General features: G+C 71.6%; 20 protein-coding genes. 13 read left to right on the top strand and 7 right to left on the bottom strand.

Features of this window, described 5'->3' with window-relative positions:
• Window positions 1-95: 95 nt before the first annotated feature.
• Entirely contained in the window at window positions 96-566 is a 471-nt protein-coding gene (locus ACIOKD_RS02045; protein ID WP_402076825.1) for a hypothetical protein, read from the bottom strand.
• Entirely contained in the window at window positions 544-1,074 is a 531-nt protein-coding gene (locus ACIOKD_RS02050; RefSeq protein WP_402076828.1) for an ATP-binding protein, read from the bottom strand. The genes ACIOKD_RS02045 and ACIOKD_RS02050 overlap by 23 nt, the downstream gene beginning before the upstream one ends.
• Window positions 1,075-1,499: 425 nt before the next feature.
• On the opposite strand from ACIOKD_RS02050, the gene ACIOKD_RS02055 reads away from it, so the two are divergent.
• The 9 genes from ACIOKD_RS02055 (at window position 1,500) to ACIOKD_RS02095 (ending at window position 10,311) form a co-directional block, all read left to right on the top strand.
• Window positions 1,500-2,375: a helix-turn-helix domain-containing protein gene (locus ACIOKD_RS02055; protein WP_402076830.1), complete on the top strand. Its 876-nt coding sequence runs from the start codon at window positions 1,500-1,502 to the stop codon at window positions 2,373-2,375.
• A gap of 1 nt (window position 2,376) precedes the next feature.
• Window positions 2,377-2,613, top strand: a complete 237-nt coding sequence (locus tag ACIOKD_RS02060) for a DUF397 domain-containing protein (RefSeq protein ID WP_402076833.1) — start codon at window positions 2,377-2,379, stop codon at window positions 2,611-2,613.
• 78 nt (window positions 2,614-2,691) lie between these two features.
• Window positions 2,692-3,510 (top strand): SAM-dependent methyltransferase, encoded by an 819-nt coding sequence (locus ACIOKD_RS02065; RefSeq protein WP_402076835.1) that lies wholly within the window; start codon window positions 2,692-2,694, stop codon window positions 3,508-3,510.
• Between the two features lie 359 nt (window positions 3,511-3,869).
• On the top strand, window positions 3,870-4,895 hold the full coding sequence (locus ACIOKD_RS02070; RefSeq protein WP_402076838.1) for a substrate-binding domain-containing protein: 1,026 nt from the start codon (window positions 3,870-3,872) through the stop codon (window positions 4,893-4,895).
• A gap of 237 nt (window positions 4,896-5,132) precedes the next feature.
• Entirely contained in the window at window positions 5,133-7,637 is a 2,505-nt protein-coding gene (locus ACIOKD_RS02075; RefSeq protein WP_402076840.1) for a nitrate- and nitrite sensing domain-containing protein, read from the top strand.
• Between the two features lie 11 nt (window positions 7,638-7,648).
• Window positions 7,649-8,074: a roadblock/LC7 domain-containing protein gene (locus tag ACIOKD_RS02080; RefSeq protein ID WP_402076843.1), complete on the top strand. Its 426-nt coding sequence runs from the start codon at window positions 7,649-7,651 to the stop codon at window positions 8,072-8,074.
• Between the two features lies 1 nt (window position 8,075).
• Window positions 8,076-8,432 carry a DUF742 domain-containing protein gene (locus tag ACIOKD_RS02085; RefSeq protein ID WP_402076845.1) on the top strand — a complete coding sequence of 119 codons (357 nt, stop codon included), beginning with the start codon at window positions 8,076-8,078 and terminating at the stop codon, window positions 8,430-8,432.
• A complete protein-coding gene (locus ACIOKD_RS02090; protein ID WP_402076847.1) occupies window positions 8,419-9,033 on the top strand; it encodes a GTP-binding protein in 615 nt (204 codons plus the stop codon). Before ACIOKD_RS02085 ends, ACIOKD_RS02090 begins: the two co-directional genes overlap by 14 nt.
• Window positions 9,034-9,267: 234 nt before the next feature.
• The gene (locus ACIOKD_RS02095) at window positions 9,268-10,311 is read left to right on the top strand and encodes a YbhN family protein (protein ID WP_402076850.1); all 1,044 of its coding nucleotides are present in this window, start codon (window positions 9,268-9,270) and stop codon (window positions 10,309-10,311) included.
• A 40-nt stretch (window positions 10,312-10,351) separates the two neighbouring features.
• On the opposite strand, the gene ACIOKD_RS02100 is transcribed toward ACIOKD_RS02095, so the two are convergent.
• Both ACIOKD_RS02100 and ACIOKD_RS02105 read right to left on the bottom strand, forming a co-directional pair.
• Window positions 10,352-10,807: an RpiB/LacA/LacB family sugar-phosphate isomerase gene (locus ACIOKD_RS02100; protein WP_402076852.1), complete on the bottom strand. Its 456-nt coding sequence runs from the start codon at window positions 10,805-10,807 to the stop codon at window positions 10,352-10,354.
• Window positions 10,808-10,900: 93 nt separating this feature from the next.
• Entirely contained in the window at window positions 10,901-11,749 is an 849-nt protein-coding gene (locus ACIOKD_RS02105; RefSeq protein WP_402076855.1) for a LysR family transcriptional regulator, read from the bottom strand.
• Window positions 11,750-11,854: 105 nt separating this feature from the next.
• Here ACIOKD_RS02105 and ACIOKD_RS02110 point away from each other — a divergent pair, with 105 nt between their 5' ends.
• Window positions 11,855-12,229, top strand: coding sequence for a DoxX family protein (locus ACIOKD_RS02110; RefSeq protein WP_402076858.1), 375 nt, complete (start codon window positions 11,855-11,857; stop codon window positions 12,227-12,229).
• A 138-nt stretch (window positions 12,230-12,367) separates the two neighbouring features.
• On the opposite strand, the gene ACIOKD_RS02115 is transcribed toward ACIOKD_RS02110, so the two are convergent.
• The 3 genes from ACIOKD_RS02115 to ACIOKD_RS02125 form a co-directional block, all read right to left on the bottom strand.
• The gene (locus tag ACIOKD_RS02115) at window positions 12,368-13,783 is read right to left on the bottom strand and encodes an LCP family protein (protein WP_402076861.1); all 1,416 of its coding nucleotides are present in this window, start codon (window positions 13,781-13,783) and stop codon (window positions 12,368-12,370) included.
• Between the two features lie 170 nt (window positions 13,784-13,953).
• Window positions 13,954-14,886 carry a M56 family metallopeptidase gene (locus ACIOKD_RS02120; RefSeq protein WP_402076864.1) on the bottom strand — a complete coding sequence of 311 codons (933 nt, stop codon included), beginning with the start codon at window positions 14,884-14,886 and terminating at the stop codon, window positions 13,954-13,956.
• Window positions 14,887-14,892: 6 nt separating this feature from the next.
• A complete protein-coding gene (locus ACIOKD_RS02125) occupies window positions 14,893-15,303 on the bottom strand; it encodes a BlaI/MecI/CopY family transcriptional regulator (protein WP_402076867.1) in 411 nt (136 codons plus the stop codon).
• A 758-nt stretch (window positions 15,304-16,061) separates the two neighbouring features.
• Between ACIOKD_RS02125 and ACIOKD_RS02130 the strand changes: the two genes are divergently transcribed.
• From ACIOKD_RS02130 to ACIOKD_RS02140, 3 genes are all read left to right on the top strand, one after another.
• A complete protein-coding gene (locus tag ACIOKD_RS02130; RefSeq protein ID WP_402076869.1) occupies window positions 16,062-18,383 on the top strand; it encodes a VWA domain-containing protein in 2,322 nt (773 codons plus the stop codon).
• 140 nt (window positions 18,384-18,523) lie between these two features.
• Complete coding sequence (locus tag ACIOKD_RS02135; protein WP_402076872.1) at window positions 18,524-21,763, top strand: tubulin-like doman-containing protein; 3,240 nt, start codon at window positions 18,524-18,526, stop codon at window positions 21,761-21,763.
• Window positions 21,760-24,243 carry a hypothetical protein gene (locus ACIOKD_RS02140; RefSeq protein ID WP_402076874.1) on the top strand — a complete coding sequence of 828 codons (2,484 nt, stop codon included), beginning with the start codon at window positions 21,760-21,762 and terminating at the stop codon, window positions 24,241-24,243. Before ACIOKD_RS02135 ends, ACIOKD_RS02140 begins: the two co-directional genes overlap by 4 nt.
• Window positions 24,244-24,289: the final 46 nt, after the last annotated feature.

Consider the following 24,289-nt stretch of genomic DNA (forward strand, 5'->3'; position numbering starts at 1 on the left):
GTGCGGGTCGGCCGACGGCGTCGGGCTGGGGGCGATGGGGGACGCGGCGGCGGGCCCGCGTACGCCGGCGCCGGAGAGAGGCGGTCGCGGACGGCTCAGGACCCCGCGCCGAGGGACCAGCTCGGGACGCGCCCGGCCAGACGGCACGCGAGGAAGTACAGGGGGATCGGCGGGGTGTAGGGCGAGTCGCCCGCCGGGCTGTGGATCAGCCGGGGTTTCGAGGAGGAGCGGCCGCGGCGGGCCCGGGTCCACGAGGGGTCGGCCCGGCGGGCGCCGACCGTGTAGGTGACGGAGGGCGGCCAGCTGACGCCGATGTGGGACCCGGCGGGAACCACCCACCACCAGCGCTCGCCGTCCGCGAAGCCGTCGCCGCGGTCGTCGGCGAAGACACAACCGATACGGGGCAGACAGTCCAGGATGCGTTCGCCGTGTTCCCTGGACGTGCCCACCACGTCACACCCCAGACCGGTGCGCAACTGTGCGGGTATGACCAGGCGGATCGGGCGCTCGGACGGGGATGTCACGGTCGTACGCGACCAGGGTTCAGGGGCGTGCTGCGGTTCCATGAGGCAGGGATCCTTCGGCCGAGTGGGGGGCGGGCCGGGTGAGATGCGGGGCGGACACGAGGCCGGAGGAGGCGTGTGCCCGTATGTCCGGCGGCAGGGGGGAGGGCGGGGACGGCGGGGGGACCGTCGCAGGACGCGCAGGCAGGACGGCCCAGACCACGCGTCCGGAGCCGTGCGCGGTGTCCCGCGTGCCCCAGTCGCTGCTGAGCATGCCGACCAGCATGAGTCCGCGGCCGCCCTGGTCGTCGAGTCGGGCGGTGCGCTGGGCGGGGATCGACAGACCGCGGTTCTGGTCCTCGACCTCCAGATGGATCCGCTGTCCGTCGGAGCGCAGTCTGCACACGATCCGCTCGCTCGCCGTGTGCGTGAGCGCGTTGGTGACCAGCTCGGAGGTCACCAGGACAGCGTTGTCACATGCCTCGGGATCCGTGCCCCACGCGGTGAGCAGTTCGGTCACGTTCCGGCGGGCCAGGCCCACTGAGGCGGGGGTGGGGGGCAGGCCGAACACGCCTGACCTGTCGGGTGTTCTGTCGGAAGTCCCGGCGGATGTCCCGGCGGATGTCCTGTTGCTGCGTTCGTCCGCGGGCAGTCGGCCCAATGGCTTGGGGAGAGAGGGCGGAGCCATCGCCGTTCGCCTTTCGTCTGCCTTCGCACCGGAGGTCAGACCGGTGCCGGTACCCCACGGATCCGCTGCGCCGCGGGGTGCGCACACCCCGTTGCGGACAGTGACGGTGCGCGGGCCGTTCTCCCCCAACTGGGCCGCGTCGTCAGGTCGTTCACCGGGCCGTGACGGTACGCCCTACTGTGACACCTGCCAACATCAGCTCGCAACCGGCAAGTTGAAAATTGCAATTCAGCGGGTGCATGCTTCCTCTGTCGAACGGGTGATCGTGACAGACTGCGACCTCGAAGCCCGCTGTGAGGGGGTAAGGCGTGACCGCGGAGACCGACTGGGGTGGCGCGCCCTCCGTCCTGCGCATGATCCTCGGCAGACAGTTGGAGGAACTGCGCAACCGGGCCGGGCTGACGTTCGAGCAGGCCGGTGCGGCGATCGGGGTCAGCCACTCCACGATCCGCCGCATGGAGGCCGCCAAGGTGGCCCGGCTGCGGCTCCCCGACGCGGAGAAACTGCTCCAGATCTACGGCGTGAGCGACCAGCAGGAGATCGACACCTTCCTCAAGTCGGTCCGTGAGGCGAACAAGCGCGGCTGGTGGCACACCTACCGCGATGTACTGCCCGACTGGTTCTCCGCGTATCTGAGCCTGGAGCAGGCGGCGCTGCAGATCCGCGCGTACGAGGCGCAGTTCGTGCACGGGCTGCTGCAGACCGAGGAGTACGCGCGCGCCCTGCTGAGCGCCGGCAACCCGCACGCCTCGGTGGAGGCGACGGACCGCCGCGTGGCCCTGCGCATGCGGCGCCAGGAACTGCTCACCAGGCCCTCGCCGCCGCGTGTGTGGATCGTGATGGACGAGACGGTGCTGCGGTGGCCGGTCGGCGGTCCCGAGGTGATGCGGGCCCAGATCGACCATCTGATCGAGGTCAACTCGCTTCCCCACGTGACGCTGCAGATCATGCCGTTCGCCAACGGCCCGCACCCGGCCATGCGGGCCGGCGCGTTCCATCTCTTCCGGTTCCGGGCGCGCGAGCTGCCCGACATCGTCTATCTCAGCGGCCTGGTGGGCGCTGTGTACCTGGACAAGGACGACGACGTCGTGGTCTACCGCGAGGCTCTGGACCGGCTGGGCGCCCAGTCGGCGCCCGCCAGAAAGACCGAGGCTCTCCTCGGTGCGATCCGCAAGGAGCTCTGACGTGCACCACCACATACGCAACGGCGTCCCGTCCCGCGAACTCGGCAACCGCGGCTGGTACAAGCCGTGGAGCGACGACGTGGGCGGCGCCTGTGTCGAGGCGAAGAAGCTCGGCGACGGCCGGGTCGCGCTGCGCCAGTCCACCGACCCCGACGGTCCCGCGCTGGTCTTCACTCCGCGTGAGATGACGAGTTTCCTGGCGGGCGTGAAGGCCGGCCGCGCCGACTTCCTGCTCTGACACTCCGACCGCTGTTCCGAAACTCCTGCTGCTGCTTGAGCGTTCACCGTGAACCGACGACATGATGGGAGATCGGCGTTGCCCGACAACGACGGATGGCCTGCCGACCGGATCGACACCGAGAGCGCGCACTCGGCTCGCATCTACGACTACATCCTCGGAGGCAAGGACTACTACCCCGCCGACAAGGAGGCGAGTGACGCCATGGTGCGGGGGTGGCCCGCCATGCCCGTGCACATGCGCGCCAACCGCGACTGGATGAACCGCGCGGTGCGCTGGCTCGCCGAGAGCGCGGGGATACGCCAGTTCCTGGACATCGGGACGGGCATCCCCACCTCCCCGAACCTCCATGAAATCGCCCAGTCGGTGGCCCCCGAGTCCCGGGTGGTCTACGTCGACAACGACCCCATCGTCCTCACCCTGTCCCAGGGGCTGCTCGCCAGCACTCCCGAGGGCAGGACGGCGTACATCGAGGCCGACTTCCAGCACCCGGAGGCCGTGCTGGGCTCCGCGGAGTTCCTGGAGACCCTGGACCTGGACAAGCCGGTCGCGCTGACCGTCATCGCGATCGTCCACTTCGTCCTGGACGAGGACGACGCGGTCGGTATCGTCCGCCGCCTCCTGGACTCCCTGCCCTCGGGCAGCTATCTGGCGATGACCATCGGCACGGCCGAGTTCGCGCCGGACGAGGTCGGCCGGGTCGCCCGTGAGTACGCGGCGCGCGGCATGCCGATGCGGCTGCGGACGATGGGTGAGGCCGAGGAGTTCTTCGACGGCCTTGAGCTGGTCGAGCCCGGGATCGTCCAGGTGCACAAGTGGCATCCGGACGGGACGGGCGAGGAGGGTGTCCGGGACGAGGACATCGCGATGTACGGGGCGATCGCCCGCAAGGGGTGACGCTGCCGCTGTGAGCAGGTGCGCAGGTGCGCAGGTGCGCATTCGGCGCGCAGCCGGGGCTGATCCGGTGCGGAACCGGCCTGCGGACCGTCCTACGACATCCGCGGGCCGGTGGGGGTGGGCCGCGCAGTTCCCCGCGCCCCTTCGGGGGCGTCCCTTCGGGGCTTCAGGCTCATCCCTGCCTCAAATCAAAAGCACACAACTCCGGCCATGCGGTCACTCACTTGACGACCGGGCGTCACACACGGTTGGCTCCGGCCAGCGAAAGTCGGACAGTCGGCACCCTCCTCCCGCCGCCCGTCACCGCGACTTGCCGCCCCCATCCGCTTGTCGGCCGCACAGCGAGGTGCTGTTCCCCCATGACCCACACCCCCTCCCGCCCCCTTTCCAGCAGATCCGCCAGATCCGCGCGCGGCACCGCCGCCCTCGCCGCCTGCGCCGCCGTCTCCCTGCTCGCGTCCGGCTGCACCGGCTCGGACGGGACCGACTCGGACGCCACCACGGCGGGCAAGGCGGGCGGCTCCGGGATCAAGGTCGCCCTGATCACCCACAGCGCCCCGGACGACGCGTTCTGGGAGCGGGTGCGCAAGGGCGCCGAGGCCGCCGCCGCCAAGGACGGCATCGACCTGGCGTACCAGAGCGACCCCGACGCCGCCGGACAGGCGAAGCTGGTGCGCGAGGCGGTCGCCGACAAGGTCGACGGCATCGCGGTGACCCTCGCCAAGCCGGAGGCGATGAAGGGCGCGGTCGCCGCGGCCAGGGCGGCGGGCATCCCGGTGGTCGGCCTCAACTCCGGTATCGACGCCTGGAAGCCGGGCGGTCTGCTGCAGTACTTCGGCCAGGACGAGAGCGTCGCGGGCCGGGCCGTCGGCGACAAGCTGGACTCGCTGCGCGCCAAGCACGCCCTGTGCGTCATCCACGAGCGCGGCAACGTGGCCGTGGAGGCCCGCTGCGCCGGCGTGAAGAAGACCTTCGGCGGCCGTACCGACCTGGTCTACGTGGACGGCACCGACGAGGACGCTCTGATCGAGTCCGTCGCCGCCTCGCTGCGCCAGGACCCGACCATCGACGAAGTCGTGATGAACGGCGCCCAGTTCGCCCTCGCGGCCGTGAAGTCGGTGAAGGAGGCCGACAGCAAGGCGAAGATCGCCACCTTCGACCTCAACAACGACATCGTCAAGTCCGTGCAGAGCGGGGACGTGCAGTTCGCCGTGGACCAGCAGCCCTACCTGCAGGGGTATCTCGCCGTGGACGCCTTCTGGCTGTACGAGACCAATGGCAACGTCAGCGGCGGCGGGGAGGAACCCGTGCTGACCGGACCGGCGTTCGTCACCAAGCAGAACGTCGCCTCGGTGGCCGAGTACGCGGCCAACGGGACCCGCTGAACACCTGACGGGGCTGCCCGGACGGAGATCGCCTTATAACGGCGATGACAAGGTTTGGGGTACTCACGGTGCGTACGGTCACTTGTACGGATAGCATCCTGCGGACCCCCTGTGTGTACAGGACACGCGCTCACCCGGCGCGTCCGTCCCCTGCCCTGACGACGATCCGACACCCCCGCCACCGCCCGACTCCCCCGCGACTGACACCTGCTCACCGCTGATCGCTCTAGGACGACGATGTCTCCACGGACAGGCGCCCGCCGCCGTCTCGGCTCCATACGTCTCTCGCTGATCCTGCTGGCCCTGGTTCCCAGCGTCACCCTCGCCGCCATGTGGGGTGTGACGACGATCCAGATGTTCTCCGAGGGCCTGCGGCTGCGGGACCAGACCGGGCTCAGCCGGTCGACCGGGGCCATGGGCACCGACGCGACGCTGGCGCTGCAGAAGGAACGCAGCCTGTCGGCCGTGCTGCTGGCCTCGCCCGACGGCTCCCGCAGCGCCCTGGACGCGCAGCGGGGACGTACCGACAAGGCCATCGCGACGCTGGTCGGCCAGTCCGACCGGATCCGGGAGGCACCCACCCGCATCCGCGACCGGATGTACTCGGTCATCGCGTCGGTGAGCAGCCTGGAGTACTACCGGGGGCAGGTGGACAACCCCACCGACATCACCCCCGAGCAGGCGCTGGACCAGTACACCTCGATCATCGACGACCAGATCCACGCGTTCCAGGAGATCTCGCAGGTCGACGACGGCGAACTCACCTCGCAGGCGGGCCCGCTCGTCGCCCTCGAACACTCGGCGGAACTGGTCTCCCAGGAGGACGCCCAGCTCCACCTGGTGTGGCCGGCGGGCAGGCTCGACGACGAGTCGTGGAGCCACTTCACCCAGTTGGTCAACGCCCGGCGCTTCCTCGTCGAGGACCAGCTCGTCCCGTCGCTGCGCGGCTCGGTCAAGACACAGACCGAGCGGATCCTGCAGGGCTCGGACTGGAAGTCCCTGGAAACCGTCGAGGAGCAGGTGCTCGCGGCGCGCGCGAAGGGCGGCGACGGCGGCACGATCGACCTCCCCGACGCGGAGAAGCGCTGGAACTCGGCGTACGACAAGCTCAGGCTGCAGTACTCCACCCTGATCCAGCAGGAGACGTCGGCACTGCTGGAACGCAGCGACGACCAGGCCGAGGCGCTGCTGATCAAGGCCGCCGCGCTGAGCGCCGCCGGACTCGTCGCCCTGCTGGTGTGCGTCTTCATGTCCTGGCGCATCACCCGCTCCCTGTCCCGGCGGTTGCGCGGACTGCGGATCGCGACCCTCGGCCTGGCCGAGGAGCGGCTGCCCGACGTGGTGGCGCGGCTCGACCGCGGCGAGACGGTCGACGTGGAGTCCGCGACGCCCGAGCTGGACTACGGGCACGACGAACTCGGCCAGGTGGCACAGGCGTTCAACACCGCCCAGCGCACGGCGGTCAACACGGCGGTGGAACTCGCCGACACCCGGCGCGGCTTCCAGAAGGTCATCCTGGGCATCGCCCGCCAGAGCCAGAACCTGGTCAACCTCCAGCTCACCAAGCTCGACGCGCTGGAACGCCAGCACCAGGACCCGGAAATCCTCAAGGGCCTGTACGAGCTCGACTCCACGGCCAGCCAGTTGCGGCGCTACGAGGAGAACCTGGTCATCATCAGCGGTGAGCGGCCCGGCCGCAGCTGGACCGAGCCGGTCGCCCTGATCGACATCCTGCGCAGCTCGGTCGGCGAGGTCGCCGAGTACCAGCGCGTGGAGGTGCAGACCGACGAGGAGGTGTTCCTCGCCCCGCCCGCGGTGGCCGACGTCATCCACCTGCTCGCCGAGCTCATCGACAACGCGACCACGTACTCCCCCGCGCCCAGCCCCGTCGGGGTACGGGCCGGACTGGTGGCCAAGGGCCTCGCGGTGGAGATCGAGGACCGCGGGCTCGGCATGTCCGAGGACGACTACGCGTCGTTCAACGCCCAGTTGGCGGTGCCCCCGCAGTTCGACGTGGTGGCCCTCGCCGACGACCTGCGGCTCGGCATGTTCGTGATCGCCCGGCTCGCCAACCGGCACGGCATCACCGTCACGCTGCGCCCCTCGCCGTACGGGGGCACCACCGCGATCGTGCTGATCCCGTACGAGATCGTGGTGCGCGAGTCCCCGGAGTCCGCCGACGGGGGCGCACGGGGAGCCGACGAGGCGCGCGGGCCCGCCGGGGAACCGGCCCGGCCCGCCGTCGCCGCGAAGAGCACGTTCGCGCGGGGCACCGAGGACGCCGAGAAGGCCGGCGCCACGCGCGAACGCACATGGGAGGCGCAGCCCGCCCACGCGCGGACCGCCGAGGTGCCCGCGGCACGGACCGGCACCGTCAGACCCCCTTCCGACGCGGGCCGTTCCGACGCGGGCCATGCTGATGCGGACCATGCCCGTGCGGGCCGTTCCGAGCCGGGCGGCCTCAAGGCGCGCGACGGCCTCAAGGCGCTGCCGCGCCGGGTGCCGCAAACCAGCCTGGCCGCCGAGTTGCGTGAGGACTCCGCGGCCGACGAGGCCGACACCTCCTTCGACGGCTCCACCGACGACTTCACCGCGGAACGCGCGGCCTCCTCCCTTGCCGGATTCCAGCGCGGAACACTCCAGGCGCGTGACAACGACGCGGATCCGTCGTACGACCAAGGGGAGGAAGCCCCGCCCGAAGGCGCTTCCGTCACCTCGACTCCGCCCGCTGACCGCTCATGAAGGACAGAGAAATGACACGCCCCATCCCTGCCACGCACAGTCAGCTCGACCAGCTGCTCACCGGACTGGTGGACCGGGTCGCCGAGGTGAACCAAGCCGTCGTGCTCTCCGAGGACGGACTGGTCGTCAGCAGGTCCACGGGGTTCCTGCGGGACGACGCCGAGCGGCTGGCGGCGACCGCGTCCGGCCTGATGAGCCTCAGCAAGGGCGTCAGCATGGACTTCCGCGGCGGGCCCGTACGGCAGGCGCTCATCGAGATGGCCAACAGCTATCTGATCCTCACCACGGCGGGACCCGGTGCCCATCTGGCCGTGCTCACCAGCCGGGGCGCGGACGTCGGAGTGGTCGCGTACCAGATGAACATGCTGGTGAAGAAGATCGGCGAGCACCTCAGCGCGGCACCGCGAGCCGGCGTCGCCACCGACTCCGGCGAGTGAGGTGAACGGAGGCGACTCGGCGGGCCGTCTCGTCCGGCCGTTCGCGCTGACCGGCGGGCGCACCCGGCCCAGCCGCGCCGACTTCACACTCATCACGTCGGTCACCACGGTGGATCCGCCGCCCGCCCGGGCCGCGCGGCCACAGCCCGAGCACGCTCGGATCCTGCGGCTGTGCGCGAAGCCGGTCGTGGTGGCGGAGCTCGCCGCCCAGCTCGATCTGCCGGTGAGCGTGGTCTGCATCATGCTCTGCGATCTGCTGGAGGCGGGGCGGATCACCGCTCGGGCACCGCGTGAGATCTCCCGTACCTCGGACTTGGACCTGCTGCAGAAAGTGAGGGACGGCCTTGGCCGGCTCTGACCCCGTCATCCAGGGGACCTCAGCACCCGACACGGTGAAGATCCTGATCGCCGGCGGGTTCGGCGTGGGCAAGACCACCATGGTCGGCTCGGTCAGCGAGATCGTGCCGCTGCGCACCGAGGAGCCGCTCACCGCGGCCGGCCTGGGCGTCGACGACCTGGGCGGCATCCCGGAGAAGCACGCGACCACGGTGGCCCTGGACTTCGGGCGGATCACGCTCAGCCAGGAACTCGTGCTGTATCTCTTCGGCACGCCCGGCCAGCAGCGGTTCTGGTTCATGTGGAACGACCTGGCCATCGGCGCCCTGGGGGCCGTGGTGCTGGTCGACGTCCGCCGCCCGGAGTCCAGCTTCGCCGCCATCGACTTCTTCGAGCGGCGCGGCATCCAGTTCGTCGTCGGCGTCAACGGCTTCCATGGCGAGCACCCGTACTCGCCGGAGGAGATCCGGGAGTCCTTGGCGCTGCCGGAGAACGCGCACGTGCTGCTGTGCGACGCCCGGGACCGGGACTCGTGCCGGGACGTGCTGATCGCGCTGATCGACCAGTTGATAGCGACCTCGGCCCGGAGCAACGGAAGCGGGCTGCCCGGCAGCCTGGCCTGAGAACCGGCGGGCCCGGCGGCAAGTGGGCCCGGCACCGGGTGCGCTTGAGACCTGGTGGGCGTGGGCACAACAAAGGAGCCGGAGCCGTGCGCGACGGCGGGCCGTCCACGCCCCGTCGGCTTGCGGACACCATGGCGTCACACCGGGTGGGCATGTTTCGGCCGTCCCCCTCCTGCCTCGCCGTGACCGTCCGCCCGCGCCGCGCGGGTATGACGCGGAAGGACGACGTGCGCCGTGTCCTCGCTCCCGCTCGAATCCGTCCCCCGGGCGCTCCCCACGCCCGCCCCTTCTCCGCCCCTCTCCCCGGATCCCTCCCCCGATCCGGCTCCCTCCCGCCTTCCCTCGGTCGGGCGCCCGGTCCGCTGGGCGCTGGCCTTGCTCCCGCTGCTGCTGATCGCGGCTTGGGCGGCGGCCGACTGGCGGACCGTCCGCGACGGAACCGCCCGGCTGGCCGCCGCCGACCCCTGGTGGCTGCTGGCCGCCGTCCTGTTCACCTGCCTGGGCTGGGTGGCCGCCGCGTGCGTGCGCCAGGGCGCCATCGTGGACCGGCTGCCGCCGGGACCGCTGCTCGCGTCACAGTTCGCCGCCGGTGCCGCGAACCATCTGCTCCCGGCGAGCATCGGCGCCCACGCCGTCACCCTGCGCTTCCTCCAGGGCCGCGGCATACCGCTGTCGCGCGCCACCGCCTCGCTCGCCCTGTACTCCCTGGTCAGACCGATCGCCAAGACGATGGTGCTGCTGGTCTTCATGGTGGTCCACCCTGACCTGCTCCACCTCGGTGAACTGGTTCCGGACGAACGGACCATGGTCCTGGTCGCCGGCTCCGTCGCCGCCGGGTTCGGCACGGCCGCGCTGCTCGTGACGACCGTACGTCCGCTGCGCCGCCCGGCCCTGGACTGCGTACGCACCGCCCTGACCGACGTACGGCTGTTGCACCGGCGGCCCGCCCGGATCATCGCCCTCTGGGGCGGGTCGGCGGCGACCCCGCTGCTGCAGGGGAGCGTGATCGCCACGGTCGGTTTCTCGCTCGGGCTCCCGCTGTCCTGGACCCAGGTGGTCCTCGCGCTGCTCCTGGCCAGTACGGCGGTCGGGGCCGTCCCCGCGCCCGGCGGGATCGGGCCCGTGGACGCGGCGCTGGTGTTCACCATGGTCGCGTTCGGCGCCCCCGTGGGCATCGCGGCGGCGACCGTCGTCGGTTATCGCGTCCTGACGGTCTGGGTGCCGCTGCTGCCGGGCGCGCTGGTGCTTTCGGCCCTGGTGCACCGCAGGGTGCTGTGAACGGCGGGTGCTGTGAACGGCGGCGTTCGTCCTGCCCCGGCTACGAGGCCGCCCCTCCGCGGTCGATTTCTGTCACATGTGACACGTTCTCGCGGTCGTCGGCGTCCGTGCTGGGCTCGGCGTCGAACCAGGCGTCGAGGATCTCCGTGAGCAGCGGTCCTGACGTCAGCCGCAGCCCGAGGGCCAGCACGTTGGCGTCGTTCCAGCGGCGGGCGCCCCGGGCCGTGTAGGCGTCCGTGCACAACGCGGCCCGTACGCCCGTCACCTTGTTCGCGGCGAGCGACGCGCCCGTGCCGGTCCAGCAGCACACGACCGCCTGGTCCGCCCGCCCGGCGGCGACATCACGGGCCGCCGCCTCCGAGCACACCGCCCACCGCGCGTCGCCCCCGGGCCGCAACGCCCCGTACGCCCGCACCTCGTGGCCGCGCTCGCGCAGTTCCGCGACCAGCGCGCGGGCCACGGGTTCGTCCATGTCCGAGGAGACGGAGATCCGCATGCGCCGGAGACTACCCGGCGCGGCCGACGGACCTCCACCGTCCGTCACCCCTCGTCCGTCACCCCTCATCCGTCACCCGTCACCCGTCACCCGTCACCCGTAGGCGGCGACCGCGATCCGGACGAACGAGCGGAGTACGGGATTCGTGTCGCCCTGGGTCCAGGCCGCGACCACGCGGCTCGGCTCCATGTCGATCAGCGGTACCACCGTGAGCCCCCGCGCCGGCTCGTGGTCCAGGAGCGTCATACCGACCGTGCCGTTCCAGAGAACAGCCTGCTGACACTCCTGCACCGCTCGCACCACCGGCCCCTCGCGGGGCTCCCCACCGCTCCAGTACGACTGCCAGAGCGGGTCGGTGCCCTCCGGGAACCGGAACCAGCGGCGGCCGGTCAGGTCGGCCAGTTTCAGGCTTTCGCGGCAGGCCAGCGGATCGTCGGCGCGCAGCAGCGCCCCCACCGGGTCCGCCCGCAGTTCACGCACGGCCAGACCGGTCTCGTCGAACGGCCCGCGGGTCAGGGCGATGTCGACCGACCCGGCGCGCAGTCCGCAGGTCGGATCGGTGAGGTCGGCCTCACGGACGCGTACCTCGACGTGCGGGTGCAGGCGTCGATGGGCGGCGGCCAGCCTGAGCGCGCCCGGGTCCCTGCTGTCCCCGAGGATGCCGACGGTGAGGATCGCGGCACCGGCCGCCGCGGCCACGCGTTCGCCGATCCTGTCGGCCCGGCCGAGCAGGTCGCGCGCCTCGTCGAGCAGCAGCGCCCCCGCCGAAGTGAGCGTGACCCCGGCGGAGGACCGGTCGAACAGCGCGGCGCCCAGCTCGCTCTCCAGGCGCTGGATCGCCCGGCTCAGCGGCGGCTGGCTCATGTGGAGCCGGGTGGCGGCCCGGCCGAAGTGGAGTTCCTCGGCGACCGCCACGAAGTAGCGCAGCGTGCGTAGCTCCATGGGCGCCACGATAGCCATACCGACGTCCAGACCGATACCCGTACGGTATCGAGATGCCGGAACGGGTCTTGGACAGCCGGGGTGCCCCCGCAGTGTGATCAAGGCATGACTGACGCACTCGAACTCGCCTACTGGATCGTCGCCGGCCCGCTCGCCCTCGTCTACCTCTACGGGGGCGGGGTGAAGGTGGTCAGGAGCCGTGAGGGGCTGCGCCCGATGATGGCCTGGGTGGACACCACGCCGATGCCGGCCGTCAGGGCGATCGGCGTGATCGAGGTCCTGGGCGCGATCGGGCTGATCCTCCCGCCGCTGACCGGCACCGCACCCTGGCTGGCCCTGGCCGCGGCCATCGGGTTCGTGGTCCTGCAGATCGGCGCGACCAGGGTGCACCTGAACCTCGGGGACCGTCGGATAGCCCTCAACATCACGCTTCTCGTCGCCGCCGGGGCGACCGTCTGGTTGGCGACGACCTGGCTGTGAGCGCGGCCACCTCGCATGCGTCGCGCGGTCACGATCCGCTCGCGCGGCGCGCGTTCGGCCTCGGTCCCCGGGAACCGCGAGGGCGTCGACGCCGGAATCGGAACGGGCGGGGCGGCCGACCCGCCCGTTCCGACAGGGTCACAGAATGCCCTCGGGGTCGAGGCCGGTTCCCACGACGAGGGTCACCACTCCCGCGGCGGCGTCCGCCCTCTGCGCGGCCCGCGTGTCGGGCAGTCGCGACGCGAGCACCTTCGCCTGCGCGCCCATCCCCTGCGGATAGGTGGCCGTGGTGGCGCGGGTCGTCTCCGGGGCGTTGCCCGTACCGACGACGGTGAACCCGGCCTGGCGCAGTTTCGCGGCGACGACGGCGGCCCGCCCCGGGACACCGGTGCCGTTGAGGACCTGGACCCGGACACCGGACGCGTAGATCAGGTCGTCCTTGGCGGCGGCCTGCAGTGCCTTCTTGTCAACCTCCTTGTCCTTGGCCAGGGAGGTGAACAGGTCGTCGGCCTGCGGGTACTGCCACACGACGTTGGCCCTGTCGGCGGCCACGTCCGCCTCACGCGGGTAGTTGGGCACGGTGAGGAAGGTCAGATTCTTGCTGGGGATGCCCTTCACCTCGGACGCCAGGCCGTACAGCGGCTCGATACCGGCCAGGTCCTTGTCCGTGGTCAGCGACTTGGTGGCCGACTGCAGGAAGTCGTACAGCGAGGTCGGGCTGGTCAGCTTGGACTGCGCCTTCTTGGTCAGCGCCTCCATGAACTCCTGCTGGCGGCCGATGCGCCCGAGGTCGGACCCGTCGCCGACGCTGTAACGGGCGCGTACGTAGCCGAGCGCCTCCTCGTCCTTGACGGTCTGGCAGCCGGCCTCCAGGTCCAGGTGGGCCTTCTCGTCGTGGATGGCCTGCTCGGGGCAGACCTCGATGCCGTCCAGGGCGTTGACCATGCCCTTGAAGCCCTGGAAGTCGACGGACATGAAGTGGTCGATACGCAGTCCGGTGTTCGCCTCGACCGTCTTGATGGTGCAGGCGGCGGCGCCGGCGACCTCGCCGGTGCTCCCGCCGATCGCGAACGCCTCGTTGATCTTGGCGTGGTGCGCCGCGGAAGTGGTGTCGTCACCCTTCTCGCACGCGGATATCCGCACCCAGGAGTCGCGCGGGAAGGACACCACGGTCGCCCATTTCCGGTTGGCGGGGACGTGCATCACCATCAGGGTGTCCGACTGCATGGTGGTCAGGTCCTTGCCGTACTTCGCGTTGTCCCCGTCACGGCTGTCCGAGCCGACGACCAGGATGTTCTTCGAGCCGGGACTGAGATTGACGGGACGGTCCCCGCCGAGCTTGTTGTCTATGTCGGCGGCCCCGATGTTCCCGTTCAGGTCCTGGTATATCCAGGCGCCGACCCCGGCCGAGCCCAGGACGAGCACCGCGAAGACCCCCGCCGTCCACGCGACGATCCGGCCCCGCCGCGTCAGTCTCGTCGGCCGCGCCGAACCCGCCGCCCGCGCCGACCTGCTTCCGGCCGGAGCGTGCCGCCGCTGTCCCCTACCGCCCACAGGCGCCCCTTTCCCGTGCTCGGCCTCACCCGGCCGGCCCTGACTCACGAGCGCCCAGCGCCCCCGTACTCCGAACTCCGAACTCCGAACGGCGAAACTCTACATTCATGTAGAGATACGGACGGGAAGCGGGTACGACTCACCCCGCGGGCCTGCCGCCCGGCACGTGCTCACAGCGGCGTCGCCGCGTGCAGGACGAGGACCATCGTCACCGCGGAGTTCGCGGAGGACAGGGCGGACACCGCGGTCCCGGCCGCCGCGCCCCAGGCGGCGAGCCCCACCGAGGTGAACACCGACGGCCAGTCGCGCGGCACGGGCGCGGGGCCGAGCAGCGCGGCGACCCGGCGCGGCACCGGGCCCGGCGCGGCGAGGCCCGCGAGCGTGGGCACCGCGGTGCCGCGGGAGACCAGGGCCGCCTTGCCGATCGCGCACGCCACGGCCCGGCGGCTGCCGACCACCTGTGCGGCCTCCTCGTCCGCCCACCGCTCCGCCGTGTAGGACACGGCCGTGCACAGCGGGCGCAGAACCGGGTTGGCGCGCGCGGCCAGTCGGGCGGCGAGCAGGAACCGGTGGTGCCGGCCGGCGAGATGGGCGCGCTCATGGGCGAACAGGGCACGCCGCTCGGCCGGTTCGAGGCAGGAGAGCAGCGCGGTGGTCACCACCACACGGTCCCGCCGCCCGCCGGGGAGGGCGTACGCGTACGGCACCTCGTCGGGCAGGACGGCCACCTCGGTGCCGGGCAGGTCGGCGAGCGCCGCGTGGGCGCGTCGGCGGACCCGCCCGTGCCGCCACAGCGTGCGTCCGCAGACCAGCAGCACCGCGAGCAGCGCCGGAATCGCCAGCTTTCCGGCGATCTCGTCGTACGGCACCGCCTCGCGCACCTCGGGATCCGACCAGCCGTCGGGCAGCGGGTTGCCGGGCAGCTGTGCCGTGCCGACCACCATCAGCAGCCCCAGGCACACGGTGCTGCACACCGCCATGACCACGGCGAGCCCGGTCAGCAGCCGGGTGGCGGTCCGCGGACACAGCCGCTGCTCGGCGAGCCGGGCGATCGGCCACGCCGTCAACGGCAGGACCAGCGGCAGAAAGACGAACACCCCCATGGAACCTCAGTCTTCCCTCTCCGCCTTGTTGCGGGCGAGTGCCGCCTCGGGGTGGGCCAGCAGGTCGCGCAGCAGTCGCTCGTCGTTCGGCTCCAGGGACGTCACGAAGCTCGCGAGTACGGCTTCCCGGTCCCGCTCGCCGTCGAGGACCCGGCGCATCCGTCGGGCGGCCAGACCCGCCTCGTCCGACGCCGGGGTCCACACGAAGGACCGGCCGACGCGCTCACGGCTCACCGCGCCCTTGGCCAGCAACCGCGTCAAGATCGTGATCACCGTCGTATAGGCGAGGTCCCCGCCGAGGCGCTCCTGCACCCAGCCCGCCGTCGCGGGCCCCTCCGCCGCACGCAGGGCCGACAGGACCTGGGCCTCCAGCTCACCCTGTCCCCGCCGCGGGGGACGCTGTCGCCGGTCCGTCACGCCCTGCCTCCCTTCCGCCGACTCCGAAACACGGGCGGTCCATCGTATCGACGCCGGGCGGTCGACCATGACGCCCGCGCCCGCCGCCACGCCCTGGCCGGCCCGCACCCGACACCGCATTCGACACCGCGGCCGGCGCCTCGACCGGCGCCTCGACCGGGGCTTCGACCGGCACCGCCCGCCGTTCCGATCGGCGCCCACCGCCCGCCCCTGAGGGGCGTCCGCGCCTCGTCGTCGCGCACGACACCGGTCACGCCGACCACGAACTTGGCGCCCGGCCGCCTCAGAGAGCGAAGATGCGGGCGATGAAAAGGGCCCGACTGGACCGGGTCCACGACGGCACCCGGGGCCGGCGCTCGGCCCGTACGCGAGTCCGGACCGGCTTCTCGTGCCTGGTGCCCGGCATGTGCCCTGTTCCGGGCAGGGCCCGCCGACCACAAATCCCCGCGCAGCTGTCACCCCCGCGGCGCCCTGTGCCCCGACACCAGTGGCCGCCGTCCTGGTCGCGCCCGGGGCGCGCGGACGGCACAGAGGAACTGATCGCCGTGGCGGAACGGCCACCGCCGGTCCATGCAGGCGTGGGCCGAGGTTCTACAGGACTGCGCGTGTCACTCGTACGTGATTGCGTGAATCCCTTACGGGGAGTCATCGCGCGGTGCTACAACTACCACCTAGCGCGGTTCTCTCAGGACGCCAAGGGGGGTGGTCCGGTGCGGACGGACCCCTTCGAACACCGGTCTGATAAGGGGAGTTCACCGTTGAACGCACGCCGTGCCGGCGCGGTCGGGACGGTGTGCGTGCTGCTGTGGGCGCTACTGACCGTGATCACCGCGCCCCGCGCCCACGCGGCGGACGCGCTGGAACCCGCACCGGTCGATTTCGTGATCCTGGTGGACGAGTCGGGCAGTCTGTCGGCGCAGGACGTGGCCGCGGAGCGGGCGGCGGCCTCGGTACTGGTGCTGGGGGAGGTATCCGACAAGTCGCGAGCGGCCGTGGTCGGGTTCGGAAGCGCGACCGGGGACGGCCGGCCTCCGGTGGACACGGTTTGTCCGCTGACGAGGGTGGACGGGAGCGGTCGGGAGCAGCTGAGCGCCTGTGTGTCGGGGTTACGCCGACGCACCGACGCCGAGGGCAACGGAACCGATTTCCCGGCGGCGCTGGCGCAGGGCCTTTCGCTGCTCGCGAACGGCGACGACGAGACTCCGAAGATCGTCTTCCTGCTCACCGACGGACGTCTCGACGTCAGCGACAGCCCTGCATACGGCGCTGACGCCGCCTCTCGCAATGCCAACGCCAAGAAGAGGCTGCGGACGACGGTCGCGCAGGCCGCCGCGGACAAGGTGCAGATCTGGCCGCTGGGGTTCGGCTCAGGCATCGACAAGGCACAGCTGGAGACGCTCGCGTCGGGCGGCTATCAGAGCCGCTGCGCGAACCTCCCCTCGGCCCGTCCGACCGCACAGGTGACGTCAGGTTCCTCTGATGTGGCCCAAGTGCTGCTCGCCGCCTTCGCGGGGGCGCGGTGCGCGATCGCGACACCCGGGCAGACGAACCCGTCGGTGTCCTCCAGTGCCGATCTGGAGGTGACGATCCCGCCGGTGGCCACAGACGGCTCCATCGCGGTGGTCAAAGAGAATCCGGACGCGGTCGCGGTGACGTACTACGATCCGCGCGGCCGCAAGGTGCCACTGCACGGCAGGGCCGACGGCTCGGAGTTCGACCTGGTCGGCCAGTCGGGACCCGTGGAGGCGCTGAGGATCCGCAATCCGTATCCGGGAACATGGCGGGTGCACGTCGAGGTGCTGGGCGGGGCAGCGGCGCAGCGGATCACCGCCAGCGCGATCTGGCAGGGAGTTCTGCGCTCGTTCATCGTGGTGGACCCACCGGTGCCGACCGCCGGGCAGCGCGTCTCGACGCGTGTGACGCTGCAAACCCGGCAGGGGGTGGTCCTGACCGAGCGGCGGCAACTGGCCGGGGTCAACGTGTCGGTGAAGCTGACGGGCGACGGGTTCGGCGCGCGGAAACTGCGCCTCAGGGACGACGGCAAGGGAGCTGATACCACGGCTCACGACGGCGAGTTCTCGGCGCACGTCACCGTGCCCCGTACCGCCACCGGCGCACTGTTGTTCACCGGGGTGATGACCGGCGAGGGCATCGCGGGCGACCAGCGCTCGTACGCGACCGAACTGGCCACCGCGGCACCGCCGCTGACCGGCTCGATCGTGTTCGACGACCGCGAGGCCCACCCGGGCGGCATCGCCCGGGGCGGCGTGGAGTTGCGCAACAACGACAACACCTCGCACCGGCTGCGGTTGACGTTGACCGGCGGTTCGGCCCGCAGCGCGCTCACCGTGACCCCTCAGCGGATGACGGTGGCGGCGGGCGAGCAGGTGCGAGTGCCCGTGAGACTGCGGTTCGGGGCGGGGGCGGACCTGGGAGCGGTTCCCGGAAGCCTGACGGTGCGGGACGAGGTATCGGGCCGGGTCGTCGCCCAGGCCTTCGTGACCGTGCGGGTGGTGCCGGTGCCGAGCTTCCTCGACCGGTACGGGAAGGCGATCGGCCTGGTGGCCGCGCTGCTGCTGGCGGTGCTCGTGGTGGTGGCCCTGCGCTGGCAGGACCGCCACCGAAACCGCGACGTCTCCGACATCCAGCTGATTCTCTACAAGGACGAATCCGAGATGAGCAGGCTGCGGGCCCCCGCGCGGGCCGGCGCCGAATTCGGCTTCTCCCTGCGCGCGAGTCCGGGAGGCACCCAGCGTCTGCTGCTGGACGACTCCGGTAAGCGTTATCGGGTGCGCCGGGCGGGCGACGGCGGTCTGACGGTGCGGCTGCCGGCCGGGGAGCGCATCGCCGTCCCGCGCGGGCAGCGCGCGGTGGTGACCGACGGGCTCTCGCTCGGCTTCGCCGATCACCGTGCTGCCACCCGGGCTGCCGGGACGGCACGGTCCGCAGGCTCCGGGACAGGGCGAAACCGGTCGGCCGGCCCTGCGGGCAAGCCGCGTCTCGGCGGCGAGCGCCCCCGTAAGGGCACCGCCGACAGCGCCACGCTCGTCACCCGGCGACCGTATGACGACGACTTCTGAGGTGCGCGCTGCCCTGCCGACGGCCTGGGCGGCGAGCGAGGGGAAACCCACTGCTGCTACTGCACCGGCGCGAGGTCCCGTGCCCCGACGCGAACATCAGCCACCGAGCGCATCCGGCACCCATCACGAGGTGAACACCAGTGAAGATCTATCAGCCGATGCTCTTCGTCGGCCTCGGCGGCACCGGGTGCCTGATCGGCGCGGAGCTGGAGAACCGCCTGCGTGAGGCGCTGTGCGGGCCGGACGGTACCGCGCTGTCTGCCGCGCTGCGGGGTCGGCAGTTACTGCCGTACCAGCTGCCGGACTGTGTGCAGTTCGTTTACGCGGACCTCAACGAGGCCGAGTTGAACCGACTGCCGCACATGCGTGCGGACGGCCCGCTCAAAGCTGCTTACAGCAGGACCTCGCGGGCCACGTTCGGACTGCTGCCGCGCTTCGACTCCTATCCGGAGGTGGCCCGGAGCCTGCGGACCAATCTGCCGGGGCCGCTCTGCCGGTGGCTGCCGCCGCGCGCCGGGGAACCCCGGATCGCACCGCTGATCCGGGGGGCGGGGCAGCTGCCGACGGTGGGGCGATCGGCGCTGTTCGAGACGTTCCGCAGCGGTCTTGGCCCAGCGCTGGAGCCGTTGCGGGAGGCGATCTCGCTGATCAGCAAGTCAGGCGGGGACCTGACTTCACTGGGGGGCACGCTGGCGGACAGCTGCGATGTGTTCGTGGCCTTCTCGGTGGCGGGTGGCACCGGATCAGGCCTCTTCTACGACTATCTTCATCTGATCGGACAGGCCTTCGAGGAGGCCCACTACCGGGTCAAGATCTACCCGCTGGTGTTGATGCCCTCCGCCTTCGACGACGGCCGGGGCGGCGGCCGGGCAGCCCGGCTCAACGCCGGCCGCTCCCTGGTGGACCTGTTCCGTCTGGTGGACGACCAGAACGCGCCCGACGCCGACGACAGCCTGGACGATGTGGGAGTACAGGGCCAACTGCGGCTGGAGTACCCGGGCGGGCTGGCGGTGCGGCTGCGGCCGTCCACCGCGCAGACCGCGTTCCTGTTCAGCCGCACCTCCGGCATCGAGCGGGAGGACCTGCACCGCAGCGTGGTGTCTCTGGTGATGTCGCTCCTGGGCACGGAACTGGGCGACGACGACGGGCGGATACGCGACAGCGACCACCTCTACCAGTCGTTCGCCGACTCGTTCATCAACACGAATGTGGAACGGGCCGCCGTCGCGCCCACCGGCATCGGCCATCGCGGGGTGTCGACCAGTCTGGTGGCCTCCATGACGGTGCCCGTCGACGAGTTGGCCGAGCTGCTGGCCTCCCGGCTGCAGGCCACGGCGCTGCGCCTGCAGACCAGTGCCGCACGACCACCGGACGGCTCAGGACGGGAGCTCATCCGTGACTTCTTCACCGCCTCCAACATCGACCCGTTGTGGAGCCGGGGCGGCCTTCCGTTCAACGAGCCGCGCCCGGTCACCGGCGCCCGCGCCATTCTGGACGCGCTGGCTACGCGCCAGGCCGCGATGGAGGACGCCCTGGGCGACCTGGACCGGCAGTTGCGCCAGCAGGTCGCCGAACTGGCCACCGCCTTCGACCCGGTACGGGGTGTACGCCAGTTGTTGGGCCGATGCGATCTGCTGGAGGTGCACCAGGCCCTCCTGGGCGACCCGGCCGCCCAGGACAGGCTGGAGCGGGTCGGTTTCGCCGGGCTGCTGGAGAACCGCCGCCGCGAACCCGAGCGCCCGCCGGAGCTGACGGCCGGTCCACCGCAGCCACAGGGCGTCCGGGACCGGATGGGCGGACTGGTCAAGGCCAAGTGGACCGATCCGGAGGTATCAGCCGTCCTGGCCCAGCAGGATGCCTGGTACCAGTGGGAGGCCCGGCGCACCTGGCATCGGCACTGGGCGGACCACGCGATGCGCTGGGACCGTACGATGGCTGGGCTCAAGGTTGAGATCAACGCCCTGGTGGCCGCCTTCCGCGAGCAAGCCGACGAGGAGCACACCTCGTTCACCCAGCGCACCCGGCACCTGTACCGACCGCGCACCGGCGTCTCGTACCTGCTACCCGCGCAGAGCGATCTGACCTCCTTCTACAACGCGGTGGTGCATCGGCTGCTGCTGGCCGAGGGGCTGCGGGAGACCGACAACGAACACGCGCTGCTGGGGCGGCTGGTGAGTGCCGAGCGGTGGCGGGCCGCGTTCAACGAGGCGCGTACCGACCCCCGGCGTGCGGTCGGAGTGATCAAGGAGCACCTCCAGCACCGCGTCAAACGGCTGTTCGTGGAACCCGGCAGCAGAGAGGAACGACCGCTGCTGCCGAGGCTTGGCACCCTGTTGGCGGAGGCCGCGGCGGGAGGCGGTGGGCAGGTCGGTGACGACGCGCTGGAGCAGTGCCGGCACAAGCTCGCCTCGCTGCTGCCGGTGGGGTTCTCCCCGGAGGGCAGCGGCCGGCTGAAGGTACTCATCGTGTACCCGGCGACGCCTTCGGACACGACGGTGCGCAAGTTCCTGGAGCGGGAGATGCGGCTGCCCCGGGACAGCGAGCGGGAGATCGAGTTCCGGCCGGTGTCGACGGAGTCGATCACTGTGGTGCTGTTCCGCAGCGCGATGAGTCTGACCGAGGTGCCGGAGGTACGGGCGACGTTGACCCTGTGGGCGGAGGCGCTCGCCGCCGAGCAGCCCGGCGATCATCTGAGATGGCGGCAGCGGCTGGGCTACGAGTACGACTTCCTGATGGGCACCGAGCAGGACCGGCGGCACATTCTGCACCGGTTGCTCTGCGCCATGTGGAACGACCAGTTCCATGTCTTCGGGGACATCAGCAATCCCCGGCAGATCCGCATAGGGCTGCAGGACCGCGACTCGGCGGCCATGGTGTGCCCGCTGGACTCGCCCGGCGCGGGGATGTCCAGCTGGGGAAGTCTGCTGCGGGCGTACGAGTCCTGGACGCTGGCCGAGGACAGCGGGGGTATCCGCAACGCCTTCTGCGAGCAGCTCATGGCGACCACTCCGCACGGCCTGGAGGGCGCTCCGGTTCCGCCGCACGGACTGTTCCGCGCGCTGGTGCACGAGGTGGCGCCGCAGCAGAGCAGGCTGCTGGGTCGCATGGCGGACCGGACGGACGGGCAGCGGACCGTCGGGTACACCGAGCTGGTGGCGTTCTGGAACGAGACTTTGCCCGGCGCCCTCGATCTCCCCTTTCCCCGGGCCCATCGGATGTCCGGCTGGACGTTGCGCAAGCTCGACCAATCCTTTCCCCCCGCCCCAGGCCAGTACCCGCCCGCGGTGCACGACCGGCGCTTCGGCAGCGGTGCCACCGACGCGCCGCTGGGACCCAAGGGGTCCATGAGTCCTCCGAACTCACAGGGGGAGGAACAATGAGCGACCCGAGCGACGACAGGCTCGTCATCTGTCTCGATCTGCGCCACGAACTGGCCGACGTGATGGATCCGCGGGCACTGGAGCAGCGTTTCCGGGACGCGATGCGCGAGGCGCATGTGCGGTCCGCGGACGTCTCCCGTGTGCTGGTCATCGACACCGCCGTGGCACTGGTGTCCCACCATGCCGCGTACGAGCGGCTGTGTTCCAAGTCCCTGGTGTCCACGGTGCTGTGCCTGGCCGTGGGACCGGCACCGGGTCCGGATGAGCATGTACTGAGCCTGCCCGCGCAGTTGCGGCCCCCGATGGCGGCGACACTGTGGATCGGGGACGTGCGGGGCATCGGCTGGCGTCCGGGGCAGGGCCGTTCGCTGGCGCTGACCGACACCGACCTGGCGGCGGACGACATCGCGGGCCTGGAGCCGCTGATCGACCTGCTCCAGGTGGCCGAGGTGTTCGACGAAACGGTCGCGAGGCTGGGCGAACTGCCGTCGGCGGTGGCCAGCCCCGCGCTGCGGCTGCTGGTGCACGAAGTGCCCGAAGAGGACCTGATGCGCGCCCAGTTGCAGGCGCTGGACTCGTGTACCTCGCCGCCGGACGACCTGCGGATCGGGCCCGCGCCGGGCGGGGCGCTCGGCGTACTCGCCGGGTACACCGAGCCCGAGGACCTGTCGGTGGCCGACTGTCTGCCGGAGAGCAGCCTGCTGCGGCAAGCGCATTGGCGCAGCGTGCAGGGGCTCAGCGAGGCGGACGAGGGTCTGAACAGGCTGGCGAGCTGGCGCGGGCTGCTGGGGCTGGACGATCCGGCCGTCGAGGTGGTCGAGGCGCTCCGCGGTGCCGGGCACGCCCTGGCCGACTACCGGGACTCCATCGAGCAGACCTTCGAGTGGGTGGACGGCCGGGCCGGGCTCAACGCCGACGGCCGCGACCATCTGACGCAGATGGGCATCCAGCTTCCGCACGTGCCCGGCACACGTCCCGACGAGGTGGGGGCCGAACTGCGCCGGCAGGTGACCGTACGGCTGGAGCGCCGTCGCCCCCTGCCCGAGATCGTGTCCTGGCTGCGGGATTTCGCCGGGCGTGCGGTGCCCACCGGCAGCGCCGCCCAGATCGAACGGCTGCGCCGCATCTGCCCGGACCCCCTGCTGGACACTCTGGTCGAACCGCCGTCCTCTTCGGGTGGCGCCACCCTCGTGCGCCCCGCCCTGTGGGGCGCCGCCTCCGCGCTGCTCGCCGCGTCGGGCCCGCTGGGCACCTGGGGAACGGTACTGGCACTGGTACTGCTGGCGGCGGGGGCGGTGCGCGCAGCGGGCTCGGTCCGCCGGATGCCGCCGACGGTCGTCGCGGCTCTGGCGGGGGCCTGGGCGGTCGGCAGTGCCACCGGCCTCGCCCTGCACACGGCCGGAGTGCCCGCTTGGGCCGACGCGCCGCTGCTGGTGCTGGCCCTGCTGGCGATGGCTCAGTCGGCCCGCGCCCTGTGGACCGCGGCGGTACGGGACTGGCGGGCCGCCACCTGCCTGAGCGAGGCCGTCACGGCCACCGAGGGCCTCGCCGAAGTGCTCGACCAGGGCGTGCTGGGGCACTGGCTGCTGGCCGACGTACGAGCCGGGGCGTCCGACCAGGCCAAGGCGCTGGCCCATCTGGTGCAGACGGTCTGCGACACGCTTGCCGAGTTCGCCGAGCAGCTTGGCCGTAGGGCCCGCCCGGCCTGGAACGCCACACCGCGCGGCGGCGAACGCACCGGCGAGTCCGGCAGACGCGGTGGGAGCACGTTCGCGGTGGAGTACATCGGCCAGGCCGGGCAGGCCCTCCAGACCACGCTGGCCGGGGACATCGAAGATCTGGTGGCCGAGGTGCTCTCCCCATACTGGCACGCGGTGTTGCGGGACCCGTCCAGCGCGGCGTCACTGCCGGTGGTGGCCCGTACCGACGAGCTGGTTCACGAGTACCAGCGGCAGTTGTCCCGGGTCGGTACCACGCCTCCGCCGCCGTTCGCGCGGGTGCCGGCCAGTCGGCCGGATCCCGCCACCCTGGTCGGCGTGGACCTGACCCGCATCGTGGACGTACTGCTGCCGGACAGCCGTGGTGACGCCCTCCAGCTCTGCTCCCCCGACCAGTTGCGCATGCTCGACCGCGCTCCGGCCGCGGCCCACAGCTTCGGATTCGTACCACAGGCGGTCCAGGGCGCGTTCTGGCAGACGGTGGAGGACCAGTCGGACGCCGGGCGGGGCGGCGACGGCAGCGGGGACGAGGGCGTGCAGGCCGGCGCCCGGTCGGCGGCCCGCACACCGGCATCGGTGTCGGTGCGGCTTCCGGAGATCGTATGGACCGGATCGGGACGGTTCGCCGGGCTGCTGCGGCTGGTGCCGCTGTCGGTGGGCGCCGTGCGCTCGGTGTGGCCCGAGGAGACCGACGGGACCGGTACCGCGCGGGAGACCGCCTCGCCCCCTCCGGTGTCCCGTACGCCGGGCGAGACGGGATGACCCGGAGAGGGCACGGAAGGGTTGGATCAGCGCGCTGAAGGATTTC

This window comes from Streptomyces sp. NPDC087844 (genome assembly GCF_044742785.1).
In the GTDB taxonomy this organism is placed as follows: domain Bacteria; phylum Actinomycetota; class Actinomycetes; order Streptomycetales; family Streptomycetaceae; genus Streptomyces.